At 69.7% G+C, this 21,273-nt stretch carries 13 protein-coding genes; 9 read left to right on the top strand and 4 right to left on the bottom strand.

The features are described 5' to 3' along the window. Positions 1-48: 48 nt before the first annotated feature. Positions 49-3,852, bottom strand: a complete 3,804-nt coding sequence (locus K7787_RS16960) for a GH92 family glycosyl hydrolase (protein WP_223001917.1) — start codon at positions 3,850-3,852, stop codon at positions 49-51. Between the two features lie 474 nt (positions 3,853-4,326). Here K7787_RS16960 and ngcE point away from each other — a divergent pair, with 474 nt between their 5' ends. From ngcE to K7787_RS16915, 9 genes are all read left to right on the top strand, one after another. Beyond that, positions 4,327-5,772 (top strand): N-acetylglucosamine/diacetylchitobiose ABC transporter substrate-binding protein, encoded by a 1,446-nt coding sequence (gene ngcE / locus K7787_RS16955; protein WP_223001916.1) that lies wholly within the window; start codon positions 4,327-4,329, stop codon positions 5,770-5,772. Between the two features lie 82 nt (positions 5,773-5,854). After that, a complete protein-coding gene (locus K7787_RS16950; RefSeq protein WP_169436450.1) occupies positions 5,855-6,781 on the top strand; it encodes a carbohydrate ABC transporter permease in 927 nt (308 codons plus the stop codon). A gap of 2 nt (positions 6,782-6,783) precedes the next feature. Then, complete coding sequence (locus K7787_RS16945; RefSeq protein WP_009191228.1) at positions 6,784-7,707, top strand: carbohydrate ABC transporter permease; 924 nt, start codon at positions 6,784-6,786, stop codon at positions 7,705-7,707. Positions 7,708-7,987: 280 nt separating this feature from the next. Continuing rightward, entirely contained in the window at positions 7,988-9,187 is a 1,200-nt protein-coding gene (locus tag K7787_RS16940; protein ID WP_009191229.1) for an ROK family transcriptional regulator, read from the top strand. Between the two features lie 134 nt (positions 9,188-9,321). Continuing rightward, positions 9,322-10,431: a sugar ABC transporter substrate-binding protein gene (locus tag K7787_RS16935; RefSeq protein WP_223001988.1), complete on the top strand. Its 1,110-nt coding sequence runs from the start codon at positions 9,322-9,324 to the stop codon at positions 10,429-10,431. Positions 10,432-10,631: 200 nt separating this feature from the next. Next, the gene (locus K7787_RS16930) at positions 10,632-11,423 is read left to right on the top strand and encodes an ATP-binding cassette domain-containing protein (RefSeq protein WP_009191231.1); all 792 of its coding nucleotides are present in this window, start codon (positions 10,632-10,634) and stop codon (positions 11,421-11,423) included. Next, positions 11,420-12,709 carry a sugar ABC transporter permease gene (locus K7787_RS16925; protein ID WP_223001915.1) on the top strand — a complete coding sequence of 430 codons (1,290 nt, stop codon included), beginning with the start codon at positions 11,420-11,422 and terminating at the stop codon, positions 12,707-12,709. Before K7787_RS16930 ends, K7787_RS16925 begins: the two co-directional genes overlap by 4 nt. A gap of 325 nt (positions 12,710-13,034) precedes the next feature. Further along, positions 13,035-14,966, top strand: a complete 1,932-nt coding sequence (dxs, locus tag K7787_RS16920; protein ID WP_223001914.1) for a 1-deoxy-D-xylulose-5-phosphate synthase — start codon at positions 13,035-13,037, stop codon at positions 14,964-14,966. A gap of 218 nt (positions 14,967-15,184) precedes the next feature. After that, the gene (locus K7787_RS16915) at positions 15,185-16,729 is read left to right on the top strand and encodes an amino acid permease (protein WP_223001913.1); all 1,545 of its coding nucleotides are present in this window, start codon (positions 15,185-15,187) and stop codon (positions 16,727-16,729) included. Between the two features lie 117 nt (positions 16,730-16,846). Here the strand turns inward: K7787_RS16915 and K7787_RS16910 are convergent, their stop codons facing one another. The 3 genes from K7787_RS16910 to K7787_RS16900 form a co-directional block, all read right to left on the bottom strand. After that, entirely contained in the window at positions 16,847-17,227 is a 381-nt protein-coding gene (locus K7787_RS16910) for a PIN domain-containing protein (protein WP_019981733.1), read from the bottom strand. 76 nt (positions 17,228-17,303) lie between these two features. Further along, positions 17,304-19,433 (bottom strand): 3-hydroxyacyl-CoA dehydrogenase NAD-binding domain-containing protein, encoded by a 2,130-nt coding sequence (locus K7787_RS16905; protein WP_009191235.1) that lies wholly within the window; start codon positions 19,431-19,433, stop codon positions 17,304-17,306. After that, positions 19,430-20,650 carry a thiolase family protein gene (locus K7787_RS16900; RefSeq protein ID WP_164389830.1) on the bottom strand — a complete coding sequence of 407 codons (1,221 nt, stop codon included), beginning with the start codon at positions 20,648-20,650 and terminating at the stop codon, positions 19,430-19,432. Before K7787_RS16900 ends, K7787_RS16905 begins: the two co-directional genes overlap by 4 nt. Positions 20,651-21,273 lie beyond the last annotated feature (623 nt).

Raw genomic sequence — 21,273 nt, 5'->3', positions numbered from 1 at the left:
GGGCGGGTCCCGGAAAGGACCCGCCCCTTCGTCACTCGGGAGTGCCCGTCAGGCCAGCAGCTCCACCTCCGCCAGCGTGGCGGGGCCGTCGAACACCAGCCGGTACTGCGTGTAGCCGCCCGGCGAGGCGATGGTGAACGGGCGGGTCTGCCTGTCCCAGGCGAAGGTCTCGCCCGAGCGCCGGTCCAGCGTCCTCCAGTGCGTGCCGTCCGAGGACGCCTGGAGCGTCCAGCCGGCCGGGGCCTTGGTGCGGTCCGCCGACGAGGTCAGCGTGTACTGGACGGCCTTGGCCGAGCCGGTCACCGGCAGGTCCACCGTGCTCACCGTGGCGTCCGTCGCCGAGGTGTCGTCGAACAGCGCGCCGTCGCCCTTCAGCACGTCCGCGCGGGGAGTCGGCGCCTTGTCGCCGGTCGTGATGGACACCGGCGCGGCGTTCTTGCCCGTGCCCCACTTCGAGGGCCTGGAACCCATGTCGAACTCCAGCACGCCGCCCTTGGACAGCAGCGAGTGCGGCAGGTTGGTGGAGTTCCACGCCTTGCCGTCGAACCGCACGCCCTGGACGTAGATGTTCTTCGCGCTGTTCTTCGGGGCCTTGATCACCAGGTCGTGGCCGTTCTCCAGGTGGACGGTGGCCTTGGTGAACAGCGGGGAGCCGATGGCGTACTCGCCGCTGCCCATGACCAGCGGGTAGAAGCCGAGCGAGGAGAAGAGGTACCAGGCGGACTGCTCGCCGTTGTCCTCGTCGCCGTGGTAGCCCTGGCCGATCTCGCTGCCCACGTAGAGCCGGGAGAGGACCTCGCGGATCTTCTCCTGCGCCTTGTAGGGCTCGCCGGCCGCGTCGTACATGTACGTGACGTGGTGGGCGACCTGGTTGGAGTGGCCGTACTGGCCCATCCGCACGTCCCGCGCCTCGGTCATCTCGTGGATGACGCCGCCGTAGGAGCCGACGAACTCGGGGGAGGCCGTCTCCGGGGTGGCGAAGTAGGTGTCGAGCTTGTCGCCGAGCGCCTTCTGGCCGCCGTAGAGGTTGGCCAGGCCCCGGCTGTCCTGCGGGGCGGTGAAGGCGTAGCCCCAGCCGTCGGTCTCCGTGTAGTCGTAGCCCCACACGCGCGGGTCGTACTTCGCGGAGTCCACGCGCCATTTGCCCTGTGCGTCCTTGCCCTGGAAGAAGCCCGCCTGCGGGTCGAAGAGCTTCACGTAGTCCTGGGCCCGGTTGCGGAAGTACTGCGCCTCGTCCCGGTAGTGCTTCTGGCCGGTCTTCTTGTAGAGGGCCTCGCCCATCTGCGCGATGCCGTAGTCGTTGACGTAGCCCTCCATCGCCCACGACAGGCCCTCGCCGGTGGCGGTGCTGGTGTAGCCGAGGAAGGGGGAGGTGCTCATGCCCTTGCGGCCGACGCCGGAGGACGGGGGCACCACGGTGGCGTTCTTCAGGGCCGCCTCGTACGCCGCCTTGGCGTCCATCGGGACGCCCTTGACGTAGGCGTCGGCGAACGCCACGTCCGAGGAGGTGCCGGTCATCAGGTCGGCGTAGCCGGGGGAGGACCAGCGCGAGGTCCAGCCGCCGTCCTTGTAGCCCTGCACGAACCCGTCGACCATCTCACCGGCCTGGGACGGCGTCAGCAGCGAGTACGCCGGCCAGGTGGTGCGGTAGGTGTCCCAGAAGCCGTTGTTGACGTACACCTTGCCGTCGACGATCTTCGCGCCGGTGTGCGTCGGCGTGTCCTGGCTCGTCATCGCCGAGAACGGGGAGGCGTACTTGTCCTTGCCGCCCACCTTCTCGGAGCCGGAGTTCGGGTACAGGTACAGCCGGTACATGCTGGAGTAGAGCGTGGTCAGCTGGTCGGGCGTGGCGCCCTGGACCTCGACCTTGCCGAGCAGCTTGTCCCAGGTGCGCTGGGCGCGTGCCTTGACGGTGTCGAAGGAGGTGCCGCCGGGGATCTCCTGCGCCAGGTTGTCCTTGGCCTGGTCGACGCTGATCAGCGAGGTGGCCAGGCGCAGGGTGACGGTGCGGTCCTTGCCCGCGTCGAAGCGCAGGTAGCCCTTGACGCCGGAGGCCGAGCCGTCCTCGACGGGCTTGTCGAACACGCCGTAGACGAACAGCCGGGTCGCCCCCGTGGACAGCCCGGACTTCACGTCCGAGTAGCCGGTGACGACGCCGTGCTCCTTGTCCAGGGTGAGGCCGGCCTGCTCGGTGACGTTGTCGAAGAGGACGCTCGCGTCGTCGCCCGGATAGGTGAAGCGCAGGGCGGCGGCGTGGTCGGTCGGCGTCATCTCGGCCTTGAGGCCGTTCTCGAAGGTGACGCCGTAGTAGTAGGGGCGCGCGGTCTCGTTCTCGTGCCGGAACGCGAGGGCGCGGGCGGTGCGGTCGGTGGACGGGGTTCCGCTCGCGGCCGACGGCATCACCTGGAAGGTCTGCCGGTCGCCCATCCAGGGGCTCGGCTCATGGCTCGCGCTGAACGCCTGGATCGTCGGCAGGTTGTCCGTGTTGTTCGCACGTGCGTATTCGTACAGCCAGCTCAGCGAGGACGCGTTGGTCACCGGCGTCCAGAAGTTGAAGCCGTGCGGCAGCGCGGTGGCGGGGAAGTTGTTGCCGCGCGAGAAGCTGCCGCTGGAGTTGGTGCCGCGGGTGGTGAGCGCGTAGTCGGACAGGTGCGCCTTGGGCTTGTCGGGCGCGGCCTTCTGGATCGTCACGTCGTCCAGCCAGCCGCGGAACTTCGCCGGTCCGGCGGGGGAGTCGTAGGCGAGCAGAATACGGTCCACGGTCTTGCCGGCCGCGACCGAGCCGATGCGCGAGACGACGTTGTTCCACTGGTTGACGTAGAGCGTCTTGGCCGCGCCCTGCGCCTGCGGGCTCAGCCCGAAGCCGTGCTGGTCGACGGCGCCCAGTTGGCTCAGATAGGTGCCGTCGGTGAAGGCGAGGTCGACGGAGACGTTCGTGGCGTCGTAGTCGCGGTCGCCGTCGGCCATCGACGGGTAGAGCCGGTAGGACAGGGCGGTGTCGCGGTCGACTTTGACGTGGACGTCGAAGATCTTGTTGTACGAGTAGGCCCGGCCCTTGGCGGTGTGCCGGCCGGCGTAGCGCAGGGCGCGCTTGCCGGTGAAGCCGGCGCCGGACTTGGCGGTGGGCGAGCCGCTGGGGCCGCGGTCGACCAGCGAGAGCATGTCCTTCGGCACCGAGCCGTCGCCATCGCCCGTGGAGAACTGGACGTCGGCGAGCTGGAGTATGCCGGAGGCGCCGTTGTTCTTGGTGACCTCGAGCCGGAAGTGCTGGTATTCGGCCGGTTGGGCCAGATCGTACGTCTTCGTCTGGAACCGCTCGGTGAAGCTCTCGCCGGTGCGGGCGTCGACGTCCTTCCAGTCCTTGCCGTCGGCGGAGGCCTGGAGGGTCCAGTCCCGGGGGTCCCGTTCGGCGTAGTCGTTGGCGGAGGTGAGGGCGTATCGGGTGATCTTGACGGGTGCGTCGAAGTCGAACTCGACCCAGCCGGTGGACTCGAAGGTCAGCCACTTGGTGCCCGACTCGCCGTCGACGAGGTTCTCCTTGACCTCGCCGCCGCTGGTGTTCTCACTGCTGGCCCGCAGGTCCGTGACGTGGTCGTCCACATTGCCCGGGATGCCGGTGCTGTAGCCGCCGTCCACGCCCGAGGCCCGCTTGGCGCCGCCGGGGGTGGTGTCGACGGTGTTCAGCCAGTCCGGCGCCGGGTCGCCCGCCTCGAACGAGGAGCTGAACTCGCGGTCGGCTCCCGGGGCCTTGCCGGGCAGGGCGATCGCCGCCCCCTGGGAACCGACGGCCATGACGAAGGCGGCCGTGAGGACGACCGCCGGGCTCCATCTGTGCCGTGCTCTGCGTTGCATACGAGGGCACCCTCCCTGGTCCCGAAGCACCGGACAACGTGCCGGACAACGTTGTCAAATTCGGCGCAAGCTCCAGTAGGGAGTCAAGTGACCAGTGGTGTCAAGGGTGTTGGGTGCGGCATTCGGGCGTGAAGTCATGGATATTTCCGACGAGAGGCCCACAGGCGGTTCATATTTCCGCGAGGTCTCAACTCGGAAAAGACCGACAGGGAACCTTGTGTTCGATCTTGCTCCGCCGCCTGAAAGTGGACTATACCTGTCGGCGTCCGCGCAGCCGTTCTACCTGACGGCGCGCGGTGCCGGGGGGAGCCGGAAAGGTGGTTCGGCGTGCGAAACGCGCCCGCCTCCTTGTTTTCTCCGCAATCCCGGTGGATGACGCACGAAGTACTTCCTGCACGACCCAGCTTGGCCTACCGCGGTGCCGGGGAGGATCCGGTTCACCGCCTGAGTCCTGGAGAAGGCGAGGACTTGCGCATGGGATCCACTTCCGCCGCACGCCACGGGGGCGTCGGCCGCCGCGACCTGATCAAGAGGTCCGCGGCCCTGGGGCTGATCTCCGTACCTGCGATGAGCCTCCTGTCCGCGTGCGCCAGCGGTGGCGGCGACGGGCAGGACAAGGCCAAGGCGGGCAAGAAGACGGCGAAGAATCCGCTCGGCGTCAATGACACCGCGCAGATGGAATTCGTCCTGTTCGACGGCGGTTTCGGCAAGGAGTACGCCGAGGACGCCACGAAGATCTACCAGAAGAACTTCCCCAAGGCGAAGGTGAAGTTCGCCGCCACCCAGAAGATCCAGTCCACTCTCCAGCCCCGCTTCAACCAGGGCAACCCGCCGGACCTCATCGACAACTCCGGCGCCGAGCAGATGGACATGGGCGTCCTGGTCGGAAAGAACCAGCTCGCCGACCTCACCCCGCTGCTGGACGCGCCCTCCTACGACGACCCGCAGAAGAAGGTCCGCGACACGCTGCGGCCGGGCATCGTGGAGATGGGCCAGTTCGACGGCGACCCGGTCTGGATCCTCTACTACGCCTACACGGTCTACGGCGTCTGGTACTCGCAGAAGGCCCTGGAGTCGCTGGACGCGACGTACCCGGAGACCTGGGACCAGATGCTCGCGCTGTGCGAGAAGGCCAAGAAGAAGGGCATGGCCGGCTGGACCTACGCCGGCAAGTACCCCTACTACCTCCCCTTCTCGCTCTACCCGATGATCGGCAAGGTCGGCGGCCGCCAGGTGCTGGACGCCATCGACAACCTGGAGCCGAACGCCTGGAAGCACCCGGCCGTCAAGGCCTGTCTCGAGGCGTACTACGAGCTGTACCAGAAGGGCTACATCCTCAAGGGCACGCCGGGCCTGGACCACATCCAGTCCCAGACCGCCTGGGCCAAGGGCAAGGCGCTGTTCATCCCGAACGGCTCCTGGGTGGAGAACGAGTCGGCGAACGTCATCCCGGTGGACTTCGACCTCGCCGTCTCCGCGCCGAGCGGGCTCGACGGCTCGGACAAGATGCCCTTCGGGACCATCTGGGCCTCCGGCGGGGAGCCCTTCATCGTCCCGGCCAAGGCCGCCAACGCGGCCGGCGGCATGGAGCAGCTGCGCATCATGCTCAGCGAGGCCTCCTCCAAGAACTTCACCGCCAAGGTGAAGTCGCTGACCGCCTACAACGGCGGCACCGACGGCATCGACCTGACCCCGGGTCTGAAGTCGGGCGTGGCGGCGCTGGACAAGGCCGGCTCCAATGTGCTGAACCCGCGCCTGCAGGACTGGTACGTGCAGCTCCAGAAGGAGAAGATCGGTGTGGCCGGTCTGGGCGAGATGATGGCCGGCCGCGCCACCCCGGCGGAGACCATCAAGAAGATCCAGGGCTTCGCCGACGAGGCCGCCAAGGACACGTCGATCAAGCACTACAAGCATCAGTGAGGGTCCGTCGCCAGGGACCGCCCGGCACCGGCCGGGCGGTCCCTGGCGACGCCGTCCGCCCTTCAGATCGGGGTCACCAGCAATGCAGCACGGCAAATACCGGTTCATCGTGGGGTTCCTGGCGCTGCCCCTTGCGCTGTACGCGCTCTTCGTCGTCTGGCCGTTCATCCAGTCGATCTACTACTCCTTCACGGACTGGACCGGCCTGAGTCCCGACTTCAAGATGGTCGGCTTCGACAACTACAAGAGGATGCTCGACGACGAGATCTTCTGGAAGTCGCTGCAGCACAGTCTGCTGTTCGCGCTGGTGCTGCCGGTGGTGACGCTCAGCCTGGCGCTGTTCTTCGCCTTCATGATCAATGTCGGCGGCCGGCGCCGGAAGGGCGGACCGGTGATCACCGGCGTCCGCGGCTCCGGCTTCTACAAGATCGTCTACTTCTTCCCACAGGTGCTGTCGATCGCCATCGTCGCACTGCTGTTCGCTTTCGCGTACAACCCGGACAGCGGAGCGATCAACTCGCTGCTGCGCGGGCTCGGGCTCGACAGCCTCCAGCCGCTGTGGCTCGGCGATCCGAACCTCGCCCTGTGGTGCGTGATGGCCGTGCTCGTCTGGTCGCAGGTCGGCTTCTTCGTGGTCCTCTTCTCGGCCGGCATGGCCTCCATCCCGGCCGACCTCTACGAGGCCGCGCTGCTGGACGGCGCCAGCCGCTTCACCACCTTCTTCCGGATCACCCTGCCGCTGCTGTGGGACACCGTGCAGTCCGGCTGGGTCTACATGGGCATCCTCGCCCTCGGCGCGGAGTCGTTCGCGGTCGTGCAGATCATGACGACCGGCCCCGGCGGCCCCGACTACTCGACCACCGTCATGGTCCTGTACGTGTACCAGAAGGCGTTCCGTGACGGTCAGGCCGCCTACGCCACCACGATCGGCGTCGCCCTGCTCCTGGTCACCCTGGCCTTCGCGGCCGTGGTGATGCGGCTGGGACGACGCGAGCGGCTGGAGTTCTGAGCATGAAGACGACCGAGCCCCCCGCCCCCGTACCGGCCGAGTCCTCGGCCGCCGTCGCCAAGGCCGGCGCTCCGGCCGGCGCCCCGTCCCGGAAGACGAAGGAGGGCGGCGCCCTCAACGTCTTCTCGCACGGCATCCTGATCATCTGGGCGATCATGGTCGTGATGCCGCTGGTGTGGGCGGTGATGACGTCCTTCAAGAGCGACGGGGCGATCTTCAGCTCGCCCTGGGCGCTGCCCGACAAGCTGCACTTCGACAACTGGTCGCGGGCGTGGACCGACGCCCACATGAGCGACTACTTCGTCAACACCGTCCTGGTGGTCGGCGGCTCGCTCGTCGGCACCCTGGTGCTCGGGTCGATGGCGGCGTACGTCCTGGCCCGCTTCGACTTCCCGGGCAACCGCTTCATCTACTACCTCTTCGTCGGCGGCATGAGCTTCCCGGTGATGCTGGCGCTGGTGCCGTTGTTCTACGTCGTGAACAACATGGGGCTGCTGAACACGATCCACGGCCTGATCCTGGTCTACATCGCCTACTCGCTGCCCTTCACGGTGTTCTTCCTGACCGCGTTCTTCCGCACCCTGCCGGCCTCGGTGGCGGAGGCCGCGTTCGTGGACGGGGCCTCGCACACCCGGACGTTCTTCCAGATCATGCTGCCGATGGCCAAGCCCGGCCTGATCAGCGTGGGGATCTTCAACTTCCTGGGGCAGTGGAACCAGTACATGCTGCCGACCGTGCTCAACACGGATCCGGACAAGCACGTGCTCACCCAGGGCCTGGTCCAGCTGGCCGTCAGCCAGGGCTACAAGGGCGACTGGTCCGGGCTCTTCGCCGGTCTGGTGATGGCGATGCTGCCGGTCCTCGCGGCCTACATCATCTTCCAGCGCCAGGTGGTGCAGGGGCTGACGGCGGGCGCGCTGAAGTAGCCCGGGGCGCGCGGGGCCCGCCCCTGCCCCCGCCACGGCCGCGCTTCCGCGTCCTTCGCGATCGAGCCGCCTCCGGTCCGCCGGGGGCGGCTTCGGCGTGTCCACATCACATCCGTGTCCCGTCGGCTGCGTGTCCGTATCACGCCCGCCCGGGTGTGTCCAAGTACCCGGAAACGGTTCAACCTCTTGACGGGAGGCAACCCGAACGGCTCATCTTAGAGTTCACTTGTTGGACATGGACGGGGCCTCGCCGAAGCGGCCCCGCGCTCAGGAGGTCGTCGTGGAGACTCCAGGGTCGCAGTCATCGCTGCACCGAGCCAACCTGGAGCGGGTCGTACGTGCCGTGCGCCTTGCCGGATCCCTCACGCAGGCGGAGATCGCACGGACCACCGGTCTGTCAGCGGCGACCGTCTCCAACATCGTGCGGGAACTGAAGGACGGCGGAACGGTCCAGGTCACGCCCACGTCCGCGGGCGGCCGCCGGGCGCGCAGCGTCTCCCTGAGCGGGGACGCGGGCATCGTGATCGGGGTCGATTTCGGACACGCGCACCTACGGGTGGCGATCGGGAACCTGGCCCATCAGGTCCTGGCCGAGGAGTCCGAGCCGCTGGACGTGGACGCGTCCTGGGTACAGGGCTTCGACCGGGCGGAAGAGCTGGTCAACCGGCTGATCTCGGCCACCGGCGTGGACCGGTCCAAGGTGGCCGGCGTCGGTCTCGGCGTGCCCGGCCCGATCGACGTGGAGTCCGGCACGCTCGGCTCCACCGCCATCCTGCCGGGCTGGGGCGGGATCAAGCCCGCCGAGGAGCTGCGGGGGCGCCTCGGCGTGCCGGTGCACGTGGACAACGACGCCAACCTCGGCGCCCTCGGCGAGCTGGTCTGGGGCAGCGGGCGCGGGGTGCGCGACCTGGCCTACATCAAGATCGCCAGCGGTGTGGGCGCCGGTCTGGTGATCAACGGCAAGATCTACCGCGGCCCCGGCGGCACGGCGGGCGAGATCGGGCACATCACGCTCGACGAGTCCGGCCCGGTCTGCCGCTGCGGCAACCGCGGCTGCCTGGAGACGTTCACCGCCGCCCGCTACGTGCTGCCGCTGCTCCAGCCCAGTCACGGCAGCGACCTGACCATGGAGGGCGTCGTACGGCTGGCCCGGGACGGGGACCCCGGCTGCCGCCGGGTGATCGCCGACGTGGGCCGGCACGTCGGCAGCGGGGTAGCCAATCTCTGCAACCTCCTCAACCCCAGCCGGGTCGTCCTCGGCGGCGACCTCGCCGAGGCCGGCGAGCTGGTCCTGGGGCCCATCAGGGAGTCCGTGGGCCGCTACGCCATCCCCAGCGCGGCCCGGCAACTGTCCGTCCTTCCGGGGGCACTTGGCGGCCGGGCGGAGGTGCTCGGCGCGCTCGCCCTGGCGTTGAGCGAAATGGGCGATTCAACCCTTTTGGACGGTGCGCTGACCGCCGCCGCCCCCGCCTTCACTTAGAGAACGGATGGCACCGTTGCCATCTCGTTAAGGATTTACTTCTTGACGTCGCACGTGTGGCCGAGTTGACTTCCTCGCACCTCGGCCGCAACGACGCGGCCTCGTCAGGGAGGTTTGAAGAAGTGAACACGCGTATGCGTCGTGCGGCCTTCGCCGTTGCTGCTGGTGCCATGGCCGTCTCGCTCGCCGCCTGTGGCAGCGCCAAGGAGTCCGGCGACAAGGGCGACAGCACCAAGAGCACCGCCCCCAAGGGCGACGACATCACCGTCGGCCTGCTGCTGCCGGAGAACCAGACGGCTCGTTACGAGAAGTTCGACAAGCCGATCATCGAGAAGCAGATCTCCGAGCTGACCAACGGCAAGGGCAAGGTCGAGTACCTCAACGCCAAGCAGGACGCGACCCTCCAGTCGCAGCAGATCGACACGATGATCACCAAGAAGGTCGACGTGCTGATCCTGGACGCGGTCGACTACAAGGCCGTCGCGCAGGGCGTGAAGAAGGCCAAGGAGGCCGGCATCCCGGTCGTCGCCTACGACCGCCTCGCCGAGGGCCCGATCTCCGCCTACACCTCGTTCGACAACGAGGAGGTCGGCAAGACGCAGGGCGAGGCCCTGCTGAAGGCCCTGGGCGACAAGGCCAAGTCCGGCCAGATCGTCATGATGAACGGCTCCGTGACCGACCCGAACGCCGCGCAGTTCAAGAAGGGCGCCCACAGCGTCCTCGACGGCAAGGTGAACGTCGGCAAGGAGTACGACACCAAGGAGTGGAAGCCGGAGAACGCCAACGCCAACATGGAGGGCGCCATCTCCGCCCTCGGCAAGGACAAGATCGTCGGCGTCTACTCCGCCAACGACGGCATGGCGGGCGGCATCATCACCGCGCTCAAGAGCGCGGGCCTGAAGACCCTTCCCCCGGTCACCGGCCAGGACGCCGAACTCGCGGGCGTGCAGCGCATCGTGGCGGGCGAGCAGTACATGAGCGTCTTCAAGTCGTACCCGCAGGAGGCCCAGACCGTCGCCAAGATGGCCGTCTCGATCGCCAAGACGGGCAAGATCGACAGCTCGCTGCAGACCAGCACCGTCGACAGCGGCACCGAGAAGGGCATCCCGTCCGTGATCGTCCCCGTCGTCTCGCTGACGAAGGACAACATCAAGGACACGGTCATCAAGGAGGGTTACTACTCCGTGGGCGAGATCTGCACGGCCAAGTACAAGGCCGCCTGCGACAAGATCGGCCTGAAGTAACACCCTCTGGGCCGCCCCCGCGGCGGCCCCGCTGACCTGCACGGAAGAGCGCGGCCACCGAGCGCGCGTCCGTGTCAGCACGTCCGGCGCCCCGCCGCCGACAGCCCCGCAAGCACAACGGCGGGGCGCCGGACGGAACGCACCCCCCTCACTCTTCTTGTTCAACCTCCCGCCGGGGTCAGGCTCAGGCGGCGAAGGAGATGGTTCACGTGTCCGCTACGCCCGTGCTGGCGTTGCGCGGGGTCTCCAAGCGATTCGGTGCCGTCCAGGCGCTCACCGACGTAGAGCTTGAGGTCCACGCCGGAGAGGTGGTCGCCCTCGTCGGCGACAACGGCGCCGGCAAGTCCACCCTTGTCAAGACGATCGCCGGCGTCCACCCCATCGATGACGGCGTCATCGAGTGGGACGGCAAGCCCGTCGCGATCAACCGGCCGCACGACTCCCAGAACCTGGGCATCGCGACGGTGTACCAGGACCTCGCCCTGTGCGACAACATCGACGTCGTCGGCAACCTGTTCCTCGGCCGCGAGATCAAGCGCCGCGGCGTGCTGGACGAGGTCGAGATGGAGCGCCGCTCGCGTGAGCTGCTCCAGACCCTGTCCATCCGCATCCCCAGCGTGCGCATCCCGATCGCCTCGCTCTCCGGCGGTCAGCGCCAGGTCGTGGCCATCGCCCGCTCCATGCTCGGCGAGCCCAAGCTGGTCATCCTCGACGAGCCGACGGCAGCCCTCGGCGTCGAGCAGACCGCACAGGTCCTCGACCTCGTCGAGCGACTGCGCGAGCGCGGCCTCGCGGTCATCCTCATCAGCCACAACATGGCCGATGTGAAGGCCGTCGCCGACAAGGTCGCCGTCCTCCGACTCGGCCGCAACAACGGCGTGTTCGAGGTCAAGACCACCTCGCAGGAAGAGATCATCTCCGCCATCACCGGCGCCACGGACAACGCCGTGACCCGTCGTGCGGCGCGCACCACCGCGGAGGCTCAGAAGTGAGCATCGACAAGACCCAGGCCACCGCCGAAGCGGCCGTGGACGCGCCCGCCGCCGCCGCCGACGCGGCCCCCGCCGTCGACCCCCGCCTGCTCGTGCGCGAGCAGGGCTTCGCCGGCTACGTCGGCGAGTTCAAGCGCAAGATCCGGGCCGGCGACCTCGGCGCGCTGCCGGTCGTCATCGGCCTCATCGTCATCTGCGCCATCTTCCAGAGCCTCGACTCGGCCTTCCTCGGCGCGGAGAACCTCAACAACATCTTCGTCGCCATGGTGGCCACCGGCATGATGTCGGTCGGCATCATCTTCGTGCTGCTGCTCGGCGAGATCGACCTGTCGGTCGGCTCCGTCTCCGGCGTCTCCTCGGCGATCATGGCCGTGATGAGCGTGACCCACGGCGTCAACGAGTGGCTGGCCGTCGTCACCGCCCTCGCGGCCGGCGCGGTCATCGGCGCCCTGCACGGCTTCTTCTTCGCCCGGATCGGCGCGCCCGCGTTCGCCGTCACCCTGGCCGGCCTGCTGTTCTGGAACGGCTTCATGCTCCAGATCCTCGGCTCCAACGGCACGATCAACATCGACGGCGACGGCGTGGTCGGCAAGCTCACCACGTACTACTTCTCGGACGTGGCCGCCGCCTACCTGCTGGCCGTCGTCGCGGTCGCCGGGTACTTCCTGTCGGCCTTCTTCGGCAACCGCCGCCGCGAGGCCGCCGGCATCCCGTCGCGCCCGCTGAGCGACATCGTGCTGCGCACGGTGCTGCTGGCGATCGCCGCCTTCGGCGTCGCGATCATCTTCAACCAGTACAAGGGCCTGCCGCTCGCGGTGCTGCTGTTCGCGGTCGTCCTGGTCGGCAGCGACTTCCTGCTGCGCCGCACCGCGTACGGCCGCAAGGTGTTCGCGCTCGGCGGCAGCGTCGAGGCGTCCCGCCGCGCCGGCATCAACGTCACCCTGGTGCGGGTCTCGGTCTTCGCCATCGCGGGCTTCTTCGCCTCGGTCGGCGGTCTGTTCTGGGCCTCCAAGATCGCGGCCGCCAACCAGAGCGCCGGCTCCGGCGACCTGCTGATGAACGTCATCGCCGCGGCCGTCATCGGCGGCACCAGCCTCTTCGGCGGCCGGGGCCGCACCTGGAACGCGCTGCTCGGTGTGCTGGTGATCACCTCGATCCAGTACGGCCTCGCGCTGCAGGGCATCGCCACCCCGATCCAGTACATGATCACCGGTGGCGTGCTGCTCGCCACGGTCGTCATCGACTCGGTCACCCGCAAGACCCAGAAGTCGGCCGGCCGCGCCTGAGCGACCGCCCCACGAGGAGTGTGCCCGGCGCCGGGGGACGGCGCCGGGCACAGCCGCGTCCGGGCCCGCGGGGGTGCGGGGCGCGGCCGTGTCCGGTCCCGCGGGGGTGCCGGGTGCGGGCCGCGACCGGATCCGGCGGGCGTGAGGCCGGTCACGGTTCAATGATCAACGGTTCTGGCGTGCGCAGGTCATAGGACCCCTCCCCGCGGGGTACAGCCGTTCGCGTGACCTGTGACCCGCCGCCCGGACACCGGGCGCCGAGGCGGAACATTAGACTCGACAAGCCCGCCGAAAGCTCGATCAGCTCTACTGCAAGGAGGCACGGGTGCCGCTGCTGACCCGCATCAGGGGACCGCGCGATCTGGACCGGCTCAGCCTGGAGGAGCTGGACCAGCTGGCACAGGAGATCCGGACCTTCCTGGTCGACGCCGTCTCCAAGACCGGCGGCCACCTCGGGCCCAACCTCGGTGTCGTCGAGCTGACCATCGCCCTGCACCGCGTGTTCGAGTCCCCCAGGGACAAGGTCCTCTGGGACACCGGCCACCAGTCCTACGTCCACAAACTCCTCACCGGCCGTCAGGACTTCTCGAAGCTCAAGATGAAGGGCGGCCTGTCCGGCTACCCCTCGCAGGCCGAGTCCGAGCACGACGTCATCGAGAACAGCCACGCCTCCACCGTGCTCGGCTGGGCCGACGGCATCGCCAAGGCCAACGAGGTCCTGGAGCGCGACGCCCACGTCGTCGCGGTCATCGGCGACGGCGCGCTGACCGGCGGCATGGCCTGGGAGGCGCTCAACAACATCGCCGACGCCAAGGACCGCCCGCTCGTCATCGTCGTCAACGACAACGAGCGCTCCTACGCGCCCACCATCGGCGGCCTCGCCAACCACCTCGCCACCCTGCGCACCACCGACGGCTACGAGCGCTTCCTCGCCCGCACCCGCGAGGTCCTCGAGCGCACCCCCGTCGTCGGCCGGCCCCTGTACGAGACGCTGCACGGCGCGAAGAAGGGCCTGAAGGACTTCATCGCCCCGCAGGGCATGTTCGAGGACCTCGGCCTGAAGTACGTCGGCCCGATCGACGGCCACGACATCGAGGCCCTGGAGTCCGCGCTGACCCGCGCCAAGCGCTTCGGCGGCCCGGTCATCGTGCACTGCCTCACCGAGAAGGGCCGCGGCTACCAGCCCGCCCTCCAGGACGAGGCCGACCGCTTCCACGCCGTCGGCAAGATCCACCCCGACACCGGCCTGCCCATCGCCACCTCCGGCGCCGACTGGACCTCCGTCTTCGGCGAGGAGATGGTCAAGCTCGGCAAGGAGCGCAAGGACATCGTCGCCATCACCGCGGCCATGCTCCAGCCGGTCGGCCTCGACAAGTTCGCCAAGGCCTTCCCCGACCGGGTCTACGACGTCGGCATCGCCGAGCAGCACGGCGCGGTCTCCGCCGCCGGCCTCGCCCACGGCGGACTCCACCCCGTCTTCGCCGTCTACGCCACCTTCCTCAACCGCGCCTTCGACCAAGTGCTGATGGACGTGGCCCTGCACAAGTGCGGCGTCACCTTCGTCCTGGACCGGGCCGGCGTCACCGGCACCGACGGCGCCTCCCACAACGGCATGTGGGACATGTCCATCCTCCAGGTCGTGCCCGGCCTCAGGCTGGCCGCCCCGCGCGACGCCGACCAGGTCCGCGCCCAGCTGCGCGAGGCCGTCCAGGTCGACGACGCCCCGACCGTCGTCCGCTTCTCCAAGGGCGCCGTCGGCCCCGCCGTGCCCGCCGTGGGCCGCGTCGGCGGCATGGACGTCCTGCGCGAGCCCGGCACCGACACCCCGGACGTGCTGCTCGTCTCCGTCGGCGCGCTCGCCCCGATGTGCCTGGAGATCGCCGCCCTGCTCGACAAGCAGGGCATCTCGGCCACCGTCGTGGACCCGCGCTGGGTCAAGCCCGTGGACGAGGCCATGGCCCCGCTGGCCGAACGCCACCGCGTCGTCGTCACCGTCGAGGACAACTCCCGCGTCGGCGGCGTCGGCTCGGCGATCGCGCAGGCGCTGCGCGACGCGGACGTGGACGTGCCGCTGCGCGACTTCGGCATTCCGCCGCGCTTCCTCGACCACGCCTCCCGCGCCGAGGTCATGGCGGAGATCGGCCTCACCGCGCCGGACATCGCCCGCCAGGTCACCGGCCTCGTCGCCAAGCTCGACGGCCGTTTCGAACGCCCGGCCGCGGAGATCGACCAGACGGCGCAGCCGGCCCGCGACTGACGCCACCGGCCGGCTCCGGCCGCCCCCGACCGATCCGGCCGCGCCCTCCGGCGCGGCCGGAGCCGTTCGGGCGTGCCGGCGGGCCCGTCCGGGTGGCCCGCCACAGGTGGCGGAACCGGCGCGGCTGCGTGAACCTGCCTGTGCGGGGGCATACGCATCCCCAGCCCTCTCGATCATGTCGAGCCATGTCGAGGACGACGCGCGTGGGAGGTAGGCCCGTGAGCAATTCGCTGTTCCGGACGAAGAACGTCGAACAGTCGATCCAGGACACCGAGGAACCCGAGCACGCGCTGCGGAAGTCCCTGTCCGCCCTCGACCTGACGGTCTTCGGCGTCGGCGTCATCATCGGCACCGGCATCTTCGTCCTCACCGGCACGGCCGCCAAGAACACCGCCGGCCCCGCCGTGGCCCTCTCCTTCGTCGTCGCCGGCGTCGTCTGCGCCCTCGCCGCGCTCTGCTACGCCGAGTTCGCCTCCGCCGTCCCCGTCGCCGGATCGGCGTACACCTTCTCCTACTCCTCCCTCGGCGAGTTCCCCGCCTGGATCATCGGCTGGGACCTGGTGCTGGAACTCGCGCTCGGCACGGCGGTGGTGTCCGTCGGCTGGTCCGGTTACATCCACTCGCTGCTCGACAACGCGGGCTGGCACCTGCCCGAGTACCTCGCCGGGCGCGACGGCGCCTCCGGGTTCGGCTTCGACATCCTCGCCGCCGCCCTCGTCCTGGTCCTCACCGCGATCCTCGTCGTCGGCATGAAGCTCTCCGCCCGCGTCACCACGGTCGTCGTCGCGATCAAGGTGGCCGTCGTGCTCGTCGTCATCATCGCGGGCGCCTTCTTCGTCAAGGGCGGCAACTACGACCCGTTCGTCCCCAAGTCCGAGCCGGTGCCCGCGGGCGGCAACCTCAAGGCCCCGCTCATCCAGCTGATGTTCGGCTGGGCGCCCTCCAACTTCGGCGTGATGGGCATCTTCACCGCCGCCTCCGTCGTCTTCTTCGCCTTCATCGGCTTCGACGTGGTGGCCACCGCCGCCGAGGAGACCCGCAACCCGCAGCGCGACGTGCCGCGCGGCATCCTCGGCTCGCTCGTCATCTGCACCACGCTCTACGTCGCCGTGTCCATCGTCGTGACGGGCATGCAGAAGTACAGCAAGCTCTCCGTGGACGCCCCGCTCGCCGACGCGTTCAAGGCCACCGGGCACCCCTGGTTCGCGGGTCTGATCAGCTTCGGCGCCGCCGTCGGCCTGACCACGGTGTGCATGATCCTGCTGCTCGGCCAGGCCCGCGTCTTCTTCGCGATGAGCCGCGACGGACTGCTGCCCCGGTTCTTCTCGCACACCCACCCGCGCTTCCGCACCCCCTACCGCCCGACGATCCTCCTCGGCGTCGTCATCGCGATCGTCGCGGGCTTCACCAGCCTCAGCGTGCTGGCCGAGCTGGTGAACATCGGCACGCTGTTCGCCTTCGTCGTGGTCGCCATCAGCGTGATCATCCTGCGCAACACCCGCCCCGACCTGCCCCGCGCCTTCCGCACCCCCTGGGTCCCCATCGTCCCGATCCTCTCGGTCTGCGCCTCCCTGTGGCTGATGCTGAACCTGCCCGCCGAGACCTGGGTCCGCTTCGCCGTCTGGATGGCGATCGGCTTCGTCGTCTACTTCGTCTACGGCCGCACCCACAGCCGCCTCGCCGAACGCGAACGGACGGCGGGCAGGACCCCGGGCGCGCCGGGACCGGACACGTCGGGCACCGGGAGCGGCGGGACGGCGTAACGGGGCGTCAGAGCGCCCCCGGACGGCCCGTACGGGCCCGCCGTGCCGCCGGATGCCGTACGGCCGTCAGCGCGCCGTACGGCCCCGCCCGCGCACCGCACGGGCCGCGCCGCGCCCTCAGTCGCGTACCGCGCGCGGGCCCGTGACCTCGGCGCCGAGGTCCGTGACGCGGCGCCGCAGCTCCCGGTCGGCCGTCACCACCACGACGTCCCGGTCGCCCGCCCGTCCGACCAGCTCCACGATCAGGTCGTCGCCGCTGCCCGGCGCCGCCTCCACCCGCACCCCGGGCACCGGCTCCACCCCGCGCGCCGCGCCCTCCACGACCAGCACGATCTCCGCCCGCTCGGCCAGGCGCGGCACCCCGTCGGCGGCCAGCCGGTCGCGCAGCCGCTCCGCCGCCGCCCGGCGGTCGCGCCACCAGCCGTCGGGCACCGACCCGACGGTGTTCGCACCGTCCACGATCACGAGCAGGGCGGGGTCCTCGGGGCTGGTCTCCATGGCCTCAGCGTAGGCCGCCCGGCGACGTGAAGAGGGCCCCCGCCACGGCGGGGGCCCTCTTCACGTCCGGTGAGCGTTACGCCGGGACCGACGCGACGCCCGGCGCGAGGAACCGCTTGCCGTTCACCCGCTCCGACACGCCCTCACGGTCCAGATACGGCGTGATGCCGCCCAGGTGGAAGGGCCAGCCGGCGCCGGTGATCAGGCACAGGTCGATGTCCTGCGCCTCGGCGACGACGCCCTCGTCCAGCATCAGACCGATCTCCTGCGCCACCGCGTCCAGGACACGGGCGCGGACCTGCTCCTCGGTCAGCACGGTGTCGCCCTGCTTCAGCAGCGCGGCGACCTCCGGGTCCAGCTCCGGCTTGCCGCTGTCGTAGACGTAGAAGCCGCGCTTGCCGGCCTCGACGACCGCCTTCAGGTTGGGGGAGACCGTGAAGCGGTCCGGGAACGCCTTGTTGAGCGTCTCCGAGACGTGCAGGCCGATCGCCGGGCCGACCAGCTCCAGCAGCACCAGCGGGGACATCGGCAGACCCAGCGGCTCGACCGCCTTCTCCGCCACCTCCACCGGGGTGCCCTCGTCGATGACGTTCTGGATCTCACCCATGAAGCGGGTCAGGATGCGGTTGACCACGAACGCCGGGGCGTCCTTGACCAGGACCGCGGTCTTCTTCAGCTTCTTGGCCACCGCGAACGCCGTCGCCAGCGAGGCGTCGTCGGTCTGCTCGCCGCGGACGATCTCCAGCAGCGGCAGGACCGCGACCGGGTTGAAGAAGTGGAAGCCGACGACCCGCTCCGGGTTCTTCAGCTTCGACGCCATCTCGGTCACCGACAGCGAGGAGGTGTTGGTGGCGAAGATCGCGTGCGCCGGGGCGACCGCCTCGACCTCGGCGAACACCTGCTGCTTGACGCCGATCTCCTCGAAGACGGCCTCGATGACGAAGTCGGCGTCCGCGAAGCCCTCGGCCTTGTCCAGGACACCGGTCACCAGCGCCTTGAGGCGGTTGGCCTTGTCCTGGTTGACGCGGCCCTTGCCGAGCAGCTTGTCGATCTCGGCGTGGACGTAGCCCACGCCCTTGTCGACGCGCTCCTGGTCGATGTCCGTGAGGACGACCGGCACCTCCAGACGGCGCAGGAACAGCAGGGCCAGCTGCGAGGCCATCAGGCCCGCGCCGACCACGCCGACCTTGGTCACCGGGCGGGCCAGGTTCTTGTCCGGCGCGCCTGCGGGGCGCTTGCCGCGCTTCTGCACCAGGTTGAACGCGTAGATGCCGGAGCGCAGTTCGCCGCCCATGATCAGGTCCGCGAGGGCCTGGTCCTCGGCGTCGTAACCGGCCTGCAGGTCACCGTCCTTGGCGGCGGCGATGATGTCCAGGGCGCGGTAGGCGGCCGGGGCCGCGCCGTGCACCTTGGAGTCGGCGATGAACCGGCCGCGCGCGACGGCCTGGTCCCAGGCCTCGCCGCGGTCGATCGCCGGACGCTCCACGGCGATCTCGCCCTTGAGGACCGACGCCGTCCAGATCAGCGACTGCTCCAGGAAGTCCGCGCCCTCGAACAGGGCGTCGGCGATGCCCAGTTCGTAGACCTGCTTGCCCTTGAGCTGACGGTTCTGGTTGAGGCTGTTCTCGATGACGACCGTGACGGCCTTGTCCGCGCCGATCAGGTTCGGCAGCAGCGTGCAGCCGCCCCAGCCCGGGACCAGGCCCAGGAAGACCTCCGGCAGGGAGAACGCCGGCAGGGCCGCGGACACCGTGCGGTAGGTGCAGTGCAGGCCGACCTCGACGCCGCCGCCCATCGCCGCGCCGTTGTAGTACGCGAACGTCGGCACGGCCAGCGCGGACAGACGCTTGAAGACCTCGTGGCCGCCCTTGCCGATGGCCAGCGCGTCCTCGTGCCGCTTCAGCAGCTCGACGCCCTTGAGGTCGGCGCCGACCGCGAAGATGAACGGCTTGCCGGTGACGCCGACGCCGACGATCTCGCCGTCCGCGGCCTCCTTCTCGACCTGGTCGATCGCGGCGTTCAGGTTCGCCAGCGACTGGGGGCCGAAGGTGGTCGGCTTGGTGTGGTCGAAGCCGTTGTCCAGGGTGATGAGCGCGAAGCGCCCGGCGCCCAGCGGCAGGTCGAAGTGGCGTACGTGCGCCTGCGTGACGACCTCGTCCGGGAACAGCTCGGCCGCGCCCTTCAGGAGTTCAGCGGTGGTGCTCACTTGTCGCCTCCGTCGAAGTGCGGGTTCTCCCAGATGACCGTCGCGCCCATGCCGAAGCCGACGCACATGGTGGTCAGGCCGTAGCGGACCTGCGGCTGCTCCTCGAACTGGCGGGCCAGCTGCGTCATCAGCCGGACGCCGGAGGAGGCCAGCGGGTGGCCGAAGGCGATCGCGCCGCCGTACTGGTTGACGCGCTCGTCGTCGTCCGCGATGCCGTAGTGATCCAGGAAGGCCAGGACCTGGACGGCGAACGCCTCGTTGATCTCGAACAGGCCGATGTCCGAGATGGACAGGCCCGCCTTGGCGAGCGCCTTCTCGGTGGCCGGGATCGGGCCGTAGCCCATGACCTCGGGCTCCACGCCGGCGAAGGCGTAGGAGACCAGGCGCATCTTGACCGGCAGGCCGTTCTCGCGGGCGAAGTCCTCGCTAGCGATCACGGAGGCGGTGGCGCCGTCGTTCAGACCGGCCGCGTTGCCCGCGGTGACCCGGCCGTGGACGCGGAACGGCGTCTTGAGGTTCGCCAGGTTCTCCAGGGTGGTGCCCGGGCGCATCGGCTCGTCGGCGGTGACCAGGCCCCAGCCGGTCTCGCCGCCCTCCGGGTTGGTGCGGCGCACCGAGATCGGCACCAGGTCGGCCTGGATCTTGCCGTTGGCGTACGCCTTGGCGGCCTTCTCCTGGGAGCGCACGGCGTATTCGTCGGCGCGCAGCTTGGTGATCTGGGGGTAGCGGTCGTGCAGGTTCTCCGCCGTCATGCCCATGAACAGGGCCGACTCGTCGACCAGCTTCTCGCTGACGAACCGCGGGTTGGGGTCGACGCCCTCGCCCATCGGGTGGCGGCCCATGTGCTCGACGCCGCCCGCGATGGCGACGTCGTACGCGCCGAAGGCGACGGAGCCGGCGACCGAGGTGACGGCGGTGAGCGCGCCGGCGCACATGCGGTCGATGGAGTAGCCGGGGACCGAGGTGGGCAGGCCCGCGAGGATGCCGGCCGTGCGGCCGATGGTCAGACCCTGGTCGCCGATCTGGGTGGTGGCGGCGATGGCGACCTCGTCGACCTTCTTCGGGTCGAGACCGGGGTTGCGGCGCAGCAGCTCCCGGATCGCCTTGACGACGAGGTCGTCGGCGCGGGTCTCGTGGTAGATGCCCTTCGGGCCCGCCTTGCCGAACGGGGTGCGGACGCCGTCGACGAAGACGACGTCCCTGACGGTACGAGGCACGATGGCTCTCCTCCAGGGTGCGGGATGGCACTGCTGCGGCGCGCAGATGCTGAGCGCGCGCTCAGCACTCATGCTACTCGTGGGTAATGTGCCTGCACAGTCCCCCCGCCGGGAGCGGCGAAGGTCACACCGGGGGGGCGCGGGGATGCCCCTACGGCTCCTACGGCTCCTACGGCTCCTACGGCTCCTCGGCCCACCCACCCGCCCGACTCGGTGGGGACCAGGGCCCCGCCCCCGGGTCTCCGCCCCGAACCCCCACGGGGGCTCCCGCCCCTGACCTCTGCCCGCCCGACTCGGTACGGAGCAAGCCTCCGGCTCGGGACTCCGCCCCGGCCCCGCGGGCGTCTCCGTCCCCAGCACCGGCAGGATCGGAGCCCCGCCCTTGCCCTCGGCGGGGCTCCGCCCCAGCCCTTGCCCACCCGGCTCGGTGGGCAAGGGGGCTTCGCTCCGGCCCCCGCGGGGGCTCCGCCCCCTGCACCCCGGGGGGCGCCTGTGCGTCGTCCGGCGCGGTGGAAGCCTCCGGGGCTTGACCCCAGGTCCTCGACCGGGGGCTCCGCTTCGGCCTTCGCCCGTTCACCTGAACTGAGTGGGGTGCAGGGGACGAAGTCCCCGCGCGGGGACCG

The sequence above is a fragment of the Streptomyces sennicomposti genome, from assembly GCF_019890635.1.
Classification (GTDB): domain Bacteria; phylum Actinomycetota; class Actinomycetes; order Streptomycetales; family Streptomycetaceae; genus Streptomyces; species Streptomyces sennicomposti.
Note: the sequence above shows the minus strand (reverse complement) of the source record. Positions and strands in the feature narration are given on the sequence as shown.

Excerpts from the sequence above, each read along its gene's own strand:
- K7787_RS16960 (WP_223001917.1), bottom strand. The coding sequence starts at position 3,852 with ATGCAACGCAGAGCACGGCACAGATGGAGCCCGGCGGTCGTCCTCACG.
- ngcE (WP_223001916.1), top strand. The coding sequence starts at position 4,327 with ATGGGATCCACTTCCGCCGCACGCCACGGGGGCGTCGGCCGCCGCGAC.
- K7787_RS16950 (WP_169436450.1), top strand. The coding sequence starts at position 5,855 with ATGCAGCACGGCAAATACCGGTTCATCGTGGGGTTCCTGGCGCTGCCC.
- K7787_RS16945 (WP_009191228.1), top strand. The coding sequence starts at position 6,784 with ATGAAGACGACCGAGCCCCCCGCCCCCGTACCGGCCGAGTCCTCGGCC.
- K7787_RS16935 (WP_223001988.1), top strand. The coding sequence starts at position 9,322 with ATGCGTCGTGCGGCCTTCGCCGTTGCTGCTGGTGCCATGGCCGTCTCG.
- K7787_RS16930 (WP_009191231.1), top strand. The coding sequence starts at position 10,632 with ATGGTTCACGTGTCCGCTACGCCCGTGCTGGCGTTGCGCGGGGTCTCC.
- K7787_RS16910 (WP_019981733.1), bottom strand. The coding sequence starts at position 17,227 with ATGGAGACCAGCCCCGAGGACCCCGCCCTGCTCGTGATCGTGGACGGT.